This window comes from Clostridium sp. DSM 17811 (genome assembly GCF_018861905.1).
Classification (GTDB): Bacteria; Bacillota; Clostridia; order Clostridiales; family Clostridiaceae; genus Clostridium_AD; species Clostridium_AD frigoriphilum.
This window is the reverse complement of sequence record NZ_JAHLDU010000010.1, coordinates 173,120-181,870: the sequence shown is the minus strand read 5'-3', so window position 1 is coordinate 181,870 and position 8,751 is coordinate 173,120. Positions and strand designations below refer to the sequence as shown.

At 28.8% G+C, this 8,751-nt stretch carries 10 protein-coding genes and 1 pseudogene; 3 read left to right on the top strand and 8 right to left on the bottom strand.

Annotation, left to right across the window (positions count from 1 at the left end):
- Nucleotides 1-99: pseudogene (locus tag KPL44_RS14295) on the bottom strand (IS200/IS605 family transposase); the annotation flags it as partial.
- A 143-nt stretch (nt 100-242) separates the two neighbouring features.
- Between KPL44_RS14295 and KPL44_RS14290 the strand changes: the two are divergent.
- On the top strand, nt 243-773 hold the full coding sequence (locus KPL44_RS14290; protein ID WP_216251549.1) for an amidase domain-containing protein: 531 nt from the start codon (nt 243-245) through the stop codon (nt 771-773).
- Nucleotides 774-946: 173 nt separating this feature from the next.
- On the opposite strand, the gene KPL44_RS14285 is transcribed toward KPL44_RS14290, so the two are convergent.
- Together KPL44_RS14285 and KPL44_RS14280 are read right to left on the bottom strand one after the other, a co-directional pair.
- Nucleotides 947-2,455 carry a sensor histidine kinase gene (locus tag KPL44_RS14285; protein ID WP_216251545.1) on the bottom strand — a complete coding sequence of 503 codons (1,509 nt, stop codon included), beginning with the start codon at nt 2,453-2,455 and terminating at the stop codon, nt 947-949.
- A complete protein-coding gene (locus tag KPL44_RS14280) occupies nt 2,445-3,131 on the bottom strand; it encodes a response regulator transcription factor (protein WP_216251542.1) in 687 nt (228 codons plus the stop codon). The genes KPL44_RS14285 and KPL44_RS14280 overlap by 11 nt, the downstream gene beginning before the upstream one ends.
- A gap of 370 nt (nt 3,132-3,501) precedes the next feature.
- On the opposite strand from KPL44_RS14280, the gene KPL44_RS14275 reads away from it, so the two are divergent.
- Nucleotides 3,502-3,714, top strand: a complete 213-nt coding sequence (locus tag KPL44_RS14275; RefSeq protein WP_171297056.1) for a helix-turn-helix domain-containing protein — start codon at nt 3,502-3,504, stop codon at nt 3,712-3,714.
- A 48-nt stretch (nt 3,715-3,762) separates the two neighbouring features.
- Here KPL44_RS14275 and KPL44_RS14270 read toward each other — a convergent pair whose 3' ends face one another.
- The 3 genes from KPL44_RS14270 to KPL44_RS14260 all read right to left on the bottom strand — a co-directional run bounded on the left by KPL44_RS14270 (nt 3,763) and on the right by KPL44_RS14260 (nt 6,250).
- Nucleotides 3,763-4,422 (bottom strand): HD domain-containing protein, encoded by a 660-nt coding sequence (locus KPL44_RS14270; protein ID WP_216251540.1) that lies wholly within the window; start codon nt 4,420-4,422, stop codon nt 3,763-3,765.
- Between the two features lie 24 nt (nt 4,423-4,446).
- Entirely contained in the window at nt 4,447-4,785 is a 339-nt protein-coding gene (locus KPL44_RS14265) for an arsenate reductase family protein (protein ID WP_216108460.1), read from the bottom strand.
- Nucleotides 4,786-4,879: 94 nt separating this feature from the next.
- Nucleotides 4,880-6,250 (bottom strand): TRAP transporter permease, encoded by a 1,371-nt coding sequence (locus KPL44_RS14260; protein WP_216251537.1) that lies wholly within the window; start codon nt 6,248-6,250, stop codon nt 4,880-4,882.
- 255 nt (nt 6,251-6,505) lie between these two features.
- On the opposite strand from KPL44_RS14260, the gene KPL44_RS14255 reads away from it, so the two are divergent.
- Nucleotides 6,506-6,778, top strand: coding sequence for a hypothetical protein (locus KPL44_RS14255; RefSeq protein ID WP_216251534.1), 273 nt, complete (start codon nt 6,506-6,508; stop codon nt 6,776-6,778).
- Nucleotides 6,779-6,856: 78 nt separating this feature from the next.
- Here KPL44_RS14255 and KPL44_RS14250 read toward each other — a convergent pair whose 3' ends face one another.
- Nucleotides 6,857-8,347, bottom strand: coding sequence for a YncE family protein (locus tag KPL44_RS14250; RefSeq protein ID WP_216251531.1), 1,491 nt, complete (start codon nt 8,345-8,347; stop codon nt 6,857-6,859).
- 112 nt (nt 8,348-8,459) lie between these two features.
- Complete coding sequence (locus KPL44_RS14245) at nt 8,460-8,726, bottom strand: putative Se/S carrier-like protein (RefSeq protein ID WP_216251529.1); 267 nt, start codon at nt 8,724-8,726, stop codon at nt 8,460-8,462.
- Between the last annotated feature and the right edge of the window lie 25 nt (nt 8,727-8,751).

The following is an 8,751-nucleotide window of genomic DNA, read 5'->3' as shown; positions in this document are numbered from 1 at the left end:
AGGTATTAAAAATATTTTTCTTCTATATCTTGGGCAAAATATAAAATGATAATTAATTAAAGAAACTGTTGTTTTAGTTGTTCTATATTTATTTTCCATAATATCATTATATCCTATTATGTGTATGTTTAAACTCTTTTATACATATATAGCAGATAAATATTTATGCATTATGCTATCCATCCCACACCTAACGGAGTGGGATGAATATCATAATATATAGTAATTTTATGGAGAGTAACATGGAGTTTTTTAGAACAAACCAGTATTCCAGAGTAAATGCTGTTAAATATGCAAGAACCTATGCATTGTTTCCGAACCAGAGCTTTAGGTACTTCCCGCTTATTAATAATGAGACCAGTGGAGATTGTGCGAACTTTTTATCGCAGTGTCTACTATCGGGTGGATCACCTATGTTATATAATGTATCACATCCTTGGTGGTATCATAAATCTAATAACATAGGTACTAAGGATGACACATGGTCTATTTCATGGACGGTGGCACATTCTCTTTATTGGCTTTTGAAAAATAACTACCAATCTGAGGCTTCAGGAATAAAGGGGTTTGAAGTAAACGATATTAGATTACTTGAATTAGGTGACTTAATGTTTTTTGAAGATGATAATGGGAAAATTTTTCACTCTGCCATTATCACCTCTTTTAGATATTCACAGCCTTTAATTTCCCAACATTCATTTCAGGCACTAGATATATTTTATAAAAGCTCATGGCCGGCTAATCACATACATTTTCTAAAAATAGTCCTATGAAAATCATAGGACTATACAGCAGGCAGATTAAATTAAATAATTTCTCCTTTAATCTTATGACGATTTAGTTAAAAAACACTTGTACTTTATATTTTGTAGAGCAGTTACCTGCTGGAATTCGTGCAAAGATAATGGAACCAGGTGCTACCCTACAAATTAAAATACACAAATCATTATTGTTTTGTTAAAATAAAATAGAATTTAACTCCCATTTCTGTGTTCGCCACTCCACAACTACCACCGTGAAGTAATATTATATTTTTAACTATTGAAAGCCCTAACCCAGTACCTCCAAGTTTTCTAGTCCTCGATTTATCTACTTTATAGAAAGTATCCCATATTTTGTCCGATTCTGCTTCATCAATTTTACTTCCGCTATTTTCAACTTCAACGCAGATACTATCTTCTCTATCGAGCATTGTTACGGCTATTGATCCACCATTATTAACATGTCTTATTGCATTAGTCATATAATTCGTTAGGACTTGTTCTATTCTGTTCCAATCAGCAGTTACTTTTATGTTTTGAACTAAATTAACACTAAGTTTAATGTCTTTTTCATTAAGCATGGATGAAAATTTCTTAGCAAGTGGTTTTACTAATTCATCGATATAAAAATCTTCTTGAACCAAATTGAAATTTCCTGACTCTAGTTGAGATAGATTTAGCATATCAGATACTAAGTTGTTCATTTTCCTTGATTCATCCATTATTACATCAATAAAATATTGTTTTTCTTCGCCTTCTAAAATATCATCATTTAATGCTTGAGTATACCCTTCTATAAGGGTTATAGGTGTTTTAAGTTCATGAGAGACTGCTGCCACAAAGTCTTTTCTCATTTCTGTTAATTTCTTTTCTTTTTCAATATCCTTTTCTAACTTTGAATTAGCATCTTTAAGTGATGTTAATGATTCATTTAAATTTTCTGAAAGAAGGTTAAGTGAAGTCGCTAAAGCCCCAATTTCATCATTACTTTTTACTACACATTTTTCTGAAAAGTCAAGTTTTGCCATTTTACCTGCTGTTTTAGTTATTTTTATTAATGGTTTTGCAATCATATTTGAATAGATTAAAGAAAGAAATAAAATTATTACTATGGCTCCTATATAAAAATAATAGTAAAATTCTTTAATAACTTGAACTGCTTCATTTACCGGTTGTAATGAAGTATATACGTATATAAATTCATCTTTTTTTTCATCATAGGAAATACCGGCTACACTATAGGAAATTGTGGTTGCACTTACTTCCAGATCTAGGTTATTATCGGTAAGAAAGATCAAAGGTTTTTTATCTTTTTTGAATTTAGCAACTCCACCTATAGTTTCTATTTGAGTTGACATTAATTGATCCATAATTCTTGCTTTTATAGAGTCCTTTCTTGCATCAACTGTTTTTGTAAGATATTTTAAATTACCTGCTTTATCTCTTATAATTATCTTATAACTATTCTGATCTTCAAAAGTACTAATTAAGCTAGTCTCCTCATCATTTGTCTTAAGTAAACTATATTTATCTTTAAATTTAACGAGGTCATGCGACAAAGTGTCGCTTTTCCATTTTATATAAAATTGCCCGAAAAATGCAGATTGAACTATTAAATTAGTAGTTATAAAAACTACAAAAACTATAGAAGTTATAATGAAAAGTTTTCTTGTAATACTTTCTTTACTTTTCATTTCTCACCTCGAATTTGTATCCAGTACCCCTTACTGTTGCTATAAGGTAAGATTTTTCACCTAACTTTTCTCTTAATCTTTTTATAACTGTATCAACAGTCCTTAGATCTCCAAAATAGTCAATACCCCATAAAGCATCTAATATTTTTTCTCTACTTAATACAATTCTTTTATTAAGTATAAAATAATTTAATAGTTCAAATTCTTTTGGCGATAGATTGATTTCTACATTGTCTACTGTAACCTCATGGCTTAAATTATCAACTACAAGTCCATCAAAGTTGTCTTCTTCTTTTACAACACTCTCAGTGCTATAAGTTCGCCTTATGATTGCTTTAACTTTAGCTACTAGAAGTTTTGGAACAAAAGGTTTTGTAATATAATGATCAGTGCCTAATTCAAAGCCTAATAATTCGTCGTCTTCCTCAGATTTAGCAGTAAGCATTATAACTGGAATGTTAGAAGTCTTTCTTATTTCCTTACATACATCCCAACCATCCATGATTGGCATCATTACATCTAGAATAACCAAATCTACTGTATTTTTATTAAAGACATTTATAGCTTCTCTGCCATTTTCAGCTTGCAGAATATTATATTGTTCCTTCCTTAAATAAATAGAAACAAGATTTCTAATTCTTTCTTCATCATCAACTATTAAAATAGTTTCCATCATATAAAATTCTCCTTAATTACAAATTTAATATAAACAAAATTGGTGGCATTTACAATACCAACAATATTCATACCTTATTTTCGTTTTAATGTTATTATTTTTAGCACTAATTATATAATAAAGATATATTATGGCACATGAATGGCGAATATATTAACAAAATATGAACAAATTTCACAATTATTAAACTCTGTGTTAATGAACGATTCTGTAGCGAGTAACTTTTTCTAATTCACTTCTAATTTTAACAAAAAAACCATAATAATAACATAGCTATTTCTTTTATTCATAGTATACTTAACTTGTACAACTTAGTATGATAAAGATATCAGCTTATATGTATTATATATCTATATAAGGAGGTTTTTATATGCTTAATGGTGCTAAGATTAGAGAATTAAGACTTAATAAATCTTTAACAAGCAAAGATATATCAACTTTATCTAAGAATTTGAGTGTACATGTATCACAGACTTATTTAGAAGAACTAGAACGAGGAAGTAAAAAAAATCCATCTTTTAATATAATTGAAACAATAGCAACTATTCTATGTGTTAATATAGACGAACTCAGAAGGATTTGAGTAACTTTAAGAGGTGGATTAACTATAATAGTTAATTCACCTTAACTTTTAATTTACTTCAATACAATCCCATTCTCCAAAGAAGTGATCTAAATATGTTATCATGAATTTATGTCTTTCTTCTGCAATAGTTTTACCTGACTCAGTGTTCATTAAATCTTTTAGTAATAAAAGTTTTTCATAAAAATGATTAACCGTAGTATCTACACTTACCTTATATTGCTCAAAATCTTTATGTTTTTGTGGCTTAATATTAGGATTGTATAATTCTCTCCTTTTATATCCACCATAAGCAAAGGCTCTTGCAATCCCTATAGCACCGATTGCATCTAATCTATCAGCATCTTGAACTACCTTACCTTCTATTGTTTCTTGTTTAGAATTTGTAGTGCCACCTTTAAATGACATAGTTCTTATTATCATAGTAATTTTATTAATAATAACATTATCAACTTCTAAGCTCTCTAACCAATCTTTTGTAAGTCTAGGTCCTATATCACTATTGCCATCATTAAATTTCCAATCCGCAATATCATGTAATAAAGCAGTTAACCCAACAACAAATGAATCGGCCCCTTCTTTTTTAGATATATAAAGTGCAGTTTTGTAAACTCTCAATATATGAAAGAAATCATGCCCGGTTCCTTCCCCTTCTAGTTTGCTTTTTACATATTCCATTGTCTTATTTGTAATTAGTTCCTTATCCATCAAAATGCCTCCTATGTGATATTACTATTCCCAAGTTGTCCATATTTCTGGGACATAACCAACAGTGGCATCTTTCCCATTACGAACTATAGGAGTTTTAAAAAGTTGAGGATTTTTCAATAAAATTTCTTCTTTAAGCTCCTCTCCCCTAATTTGGTTTAAGTTTGATTTTTTATAGTCCTTTGCATTTGTGTTAATTAAATTATTTAAACCCACAGATCTTTTAACACTTTGTAATTCGCCTTTACTAAGGCCTTTAATATTTATATCAATAAATTGATATTTTATATTTCTTTCCTTGAAATATCGTTCAGTTTTTTTTGTATCAAAACATTTTTTTGTTCCGAAAAATTGAATATTCATCTATGTAAACTCTCCTTAAGTGTATTAGTATATCTATCATGCTACCATTAATTAAAGCACAGGTCACTATTAATTAAAATATTAGCACTAAAAATTATAAAATTAATAGTGCTAATATTACTGTAGCAACTATTCCACAAGTTACAGGAATAATGTTCTTCCTTGCAACATCAAAAGGTTCAACCTTACATATTCCAGCCGCGGCAACTACGCTCCACGGAATTATAGTTCCTCCACCTATCCAAATGGTAATTATTTGACCAAATGCTGCAATCTGTTCTTTGTCTATATTAATCGTGGTTGAAAAAGTATTAGCTAAAGTCCCAACTAATGGAAGACCAGCGAATCCCGAACCGCTAAGACCAAGAAGAGTGCTTACTGCTGTTTGTATACCTACCACAGAGTACTTAGATAATGGTATCTTGTTTGAAGCATATACTCCTATATCGCTTAAAATACCAGTAGCTCCATTACCTAATATATCAACTGCACTACCTGCGCTTCCTAGAAAGAAAAAAGCACCTATAATTATAATTGGTGCGAAAATTTTTATACCAAAAGCAAACCCACTCTTAATATATTTAGTAACTTCTCCGAGTGATGTTTTAACATTAGTATTAATTATAGAGCAAATTATCATTAATATTGATGCTGTTCCACCTATTAGGGCTGTTGATTCAGATCCTATGAAGTTGAATCTTTTAATTAAAAATATGTCTATTATAAATACAAGAGGAGTAGATATAGCCATTACTTTTGTACCTACTAAATTATTTCGTGTCAATTTATTGGTTCTAATTATAACTTCATCTACTTTGTTGTCTGTGGGTTTGTCTCTTCTCATAAGTATAAATGCTATAGTAATAGTAACTATACTCATTACGCCCCAAAATGGCAGACATTTTCTAATTATTCCTAATGCATTAGGTAAATTTGCAGTTTTCGCAGTTATTGATGGTGCTGCTTGAAGAACGAAATCGCTTGATAATGCTACACCATTACCGAATAGACATAAAACTACAGCCGCCCATACTGGTGGTAAACCAGATTGTATTGCTGCAGGCACCATTAGCGCTCCTATAAAAACTATGGCTGGTGTAGGCCAAATAAACCAAGAAGTCAAAGTTACTGTAATACCTAAAACAAAGAATGATATAGTTTTGTTTATCATTAATTTTCTTATAGGTTTTATAATTAGCTCATCTGCACCCAAATCATTTAATGCACTAGACATTGCATTAACTAGCGCAATAACTACAACTATTTCGATGAATTCTTTTCCTGATACTACTATAGCCTTATATATGATTTGAACACCACTTAGGATACTTCCTGTAAATATATAACCAATTACTCCAATTCCTAAAATACATGGAAGTATTACATCTTTCTTCATAGAAATTATAATAGTAATTATTAGAATGATAATGATATATGCATAATGTATTACACCTAAATTTACCATGTATTTTTAACCCTCCTATGTCTTATACTTAAACATACTATATAAATTATATTTAGAAGATATATTATATTCAGTATGTGCAGTATTTCACAGAAATAACCAACTTATATTGGTTCATAGAAGATGAAAAACAAACAATATATGCTTAACATAAAACATGACTTTATCCAATAATTATGATAAACTTAGGACTAGCAAAAAATATTGGATTATAAATAATATTTTTCATAAAAAAATACAAGTAAGGAGGACGAGATGTTAAAGATTTGGGGCAAATTAATAAAGGATAATAGAATTATAAGAGATGAAGTTACAATATCGGAAATAGACGATAGTTACCAAGAAAATCTAAAAATATGCATAACAGACTTATGTTACAAATTTGATGTTTCAACACCTTATTGGCTGAAACCTAATGTTAATGAATATAATAAAAGACGTAAAACAAGTTTTGATGAGAATAATTTTATAGAGGAAATTTATTTTGATAAATTTGTAATAGAAGAATTAAAACCAAGTGAAAAGTAGCAATAGCAACTAAATAATTAAGTTCTATTGCTACCTACTCGCTTTTCTTTTCATCATAAAAATCTAGAAATCTTTAATCTAAAAAGGAATTATTGTGTCATCAGGAAAAATTGAGCCATCAAACGCAGTAAATTCTTCGAAGTTATCAGTTTCTTTTAAATTAGTAAGGTATATTTCATCTTCCCCTATTACTTTTAGCTCCATTAAACTACTAACACCAAATGTAAGTACATTATTCGAAAATTTTGGATTATCTATAAATTTGGTAGTCGTTTTAATATTAAGCTCATACTCATTTAAATTAAATTGTTTGGGAATATCCAAAAGAACATCTATAGGTTTTTCAAAAAATCCATTTATGCATTTATTTATATTATTTTTAAGATAATAAATTATATAGTTAACTCTTGCAATAAATTTAATACTTGAAAATTCAGATATTGTAGGTATACATCTCCTGTATTCTGAGGATGGCACTATTATACCTGGTTCAAATTTTGTACATTTATAAATGTAAGCTGAATTTATTTCTTTAGGTAAATTAAAACTTATAATAGGAAAGTTTATATTTTCATTGTATGATGCAAATATTCTTTTTGCTAATATTGTTATTTGTTTACTATCTGGATTTAAATTAGTAATTGCAGCTGGTTGAGCGTATGTAAAAGGAAGGTTAACTGAAATAATGTCATAGGGTTGACTATTAATTGTATTCATGAGAATCGAACTAATCAAACAATTTGATTTTAAATCTATTATATCAATTCCACCATAATCATCGCAACTTCTATTAGCAATTAGTAGTTTTGTATTGTCATCAGTTATAAAAAGCCCCGTAGGTTCAGTTCTTGAGGTAAGAATATACTTATATGCTTTATTAGTATAAATATCAATTAATTCTATTCTATTGAGCCCTGAGTTTGATGCATATAAGGTATTACCTATTAATATCATTCCATTCATTAAAGACCCTTTTGGAAGAATTAGTTTAGTGATAAGGTTTAAATCAATATCTATTTTTAATATATCACTCTTCATTGAAATATATGCTGTTTTATCATCTTTTGAAATTAAAAGGCATATTGGATTAATACCTACATTTTCAATTGAATTTATAAGTGTATAAGTATCAGTATTATAAATTTTTAACTCTTTTAATAACGTATCTAATACATAGAGTTTAGTGCCTTCTGAGTTAAGCTTTATATCGGTAATTGCTGAAAATCCTATGATTCGGCTTATCATTCTATCTAAATTTATATCATATATAGTTACTTCGGAGGTGTCTGAAACATATATTTTTTGATTTGTTTTATCTATTAATAAATTACCATTATTAGAAATAAAGTGCTCCTTTATTTCGCAACTTTTACAATTAACAAAAGAAATTGTATTACTTATATCACATGCAATTCCAACGGTATTATTATCTTTTATTGCTAATTTGAATGGCCTTTTTCCAACTGCTATTTCTTTTAATATTGTATTGCAAAGACCGTCAATTATAGTTAAAGTTCCAGTTTTAATATTTGAAACAAAATAAAAATTTTTTCTTGTTATTGTATCCATTCTAATCACACCCTTTGCCTTATTAATAGAAAATATGCTTTAACTTCATAAAATATGCACAAACTAAAAAAAGGATTCGGAAAACCCAAATCCAAAATAATACAAACGCAAACTAAATCATTTCGTAGTTATTAAACTTTGGTTTTTTAATAATTCTGTATACCCCTTTGGGTTTTATACTGATTTTTAGGATTTCAGCATTAACAATATCAATATAGATTTCTTTAAATTTAATGGATAGACTGCAACCATAAGATATTTTTATTGGTGTTGATACTAATTCAACATTGCAAGACTTCTTTAAAAGTCTTTGGTACAGAAGTGTTGTAGTATTGTGACCTGGGTAAACAACTAAATACTCGGTTTCTTCTACTTGCATAGTCTTGTACATCCCCCTTGTTGCT

Bases quoted from the DNA above. Each gene is read 5' to 3' on its own strand.
- KPL44_RS14290 (WP_216251549.1), top strand. From the start codon at position 243: ATGGAGTTTTTTAGAACAAACCAGTATTCCAGAGTAAATGCTGTTAAA.
- KPL44_RS14285 (WP_216251545.1), bottom strand. From the start codon at position 2,455: ATGAAAAGTAAAGAAAGTATTACAAGAAAACTTTTCATTATAACTTCT.
- KPL44_RS14280 (WP_216251542.1), bottom strand. From the start codon at position 3,131: ATGATGGAAACTATTTTAATAGTTGATGATGAAGAAAGAATTAGAAAT.
- KPL44_RS14275 (WP_171297056.1), top strand. From the start codon at position 3,502: ATGCTTAATGGTGCTAAGATTAGAGAATTAAGACTTAATAAATCTTTA.
- KPL44_RS14270 (WP_216251540.1), bottom strand. From the start codon at position 4,422: ATGGATAAGGAACTAATTACAAATAAGACAATGGAATATGTAAAAAGC.
- KPL44_RS14265 (WP_216108460.1), bottom strand. From the start codon at position 4,785: ATGAATATTCAATTTTTCGGAACAAAAAAATGTTTTGATACAAAAAAA.
- KPL44_RS14260 (WP_216251537.1), bottom strand. From the start codon at position 6,250: ATGGTAAATTTAGGTGTAATACATTATGCATATATCATTATCATTCTA.
- KPL44_RS14255 (WP_216251534.1), top strand. From the start codon at position 6,506: ATGTTAAAGATTTGGGGCAAATTAATAAAGGATAATAGAATTATAAGA.
- KPL44_RS14250 (WP_216251531.1), bottom strand. From the start codon at position 8,347: ATGGATACAATAACAAGAAAAAATTTTTATTTTGTTTCAAATATTAAA.
- KPL44_RS14245 (WP_216251529.1), bottom strand. From the start codon at position 8,726: ATGCAAGTAGAAGAAACCGAGTATTTAGTTGTTTACCCAGGTCACAAT.